This window comes from Pseudomonas sp. MWU12-2319 (assembly GCF_023242525.1).
Classification (GTDB): Bacteria; Pseudomonadota; Gammaproteobacteria; order Pseudomonadales; family Pseudomonadaceae; genus Aquipseudomonas; species Aquipseudomonas gingeri_D.
Genome location: NZ_JALJES010000071.1, coordinates 1 through 472, shown reverse-complemented (window position 1 = coordinate 472; position 472 = coordinate 1). Strand labels below are relative to the sequence as shown.

Genomic DNA, 472 nt, shown 5'->3' with positions numbered 1-472 from the left:
CTCATACCGGCACAGCTTCGGCCAGTACGGTGTCGCGGAATTTGTCCGGCAACGCTTTGGGTGTCAGCACATCGACCGACACGCCCAACAGCCGACGCAACTCATGGCGGATGGCACCAATGTCGAACAGCGTTGTTTCCGGTGTCGGATCGATCAGGAGATCAAGGTCGCTGTCGTCAGTATCATCACCATGGGCGACTGAACCAAATACGCACGCATTACTGGCACGATGTGCCGCGACCACACGGCGGATATCGTCGCGGTGGACCTGGAGAGCAATGGATGGCTTCATGGTCGTTCTCCCAATTATCCGGTCTCTGCTTGTCAGTTTGGGCCACACCCTGCCTGGCGTCCGGCGATGCGAATAAACAGGATCAAGGGGCCAATGTGATTGATATCTGCCGTCAAATCGCATGGGCAGTGCTGGCTTGGGTATCTTCACGCGCTACCGGTTATACCTCGCTGCGCGGGT

Annotated in this window: 2 protein-coding genes; one reads left to right on the top strand and one right to left on the bottom strand. The window is 57.4% G+C overall.

From position 1 onward, the window contains the following. Window position 1 precedes the first annotated feature (1 nt). Window positions 2-292 (bottom strand): nucleotidyltransferase domain-containing protein, encoded by a 291-nt coding sequence (locus tag M5C01_RS32800; protein ID WP_152742578.1) that lies wholly within the window; start codon window positions 290-292, stop codon window positions 2-4. On the opposite strand from M5C01_RS32800, the gene M5C01_RS32795 reads away from it, so the two are divergent. Continuing rightward, on the top strand, window positions 283-472 hold a 190-nt coding region (locus tag M5C01_RS32795), incomplete at its 3' end, for a hypothetical protein (RefSeq protein ID WP_218586156.1). The genes M5C01_RS32800 and M5C01_RS32795 overlap by 10 nt on opposite strands.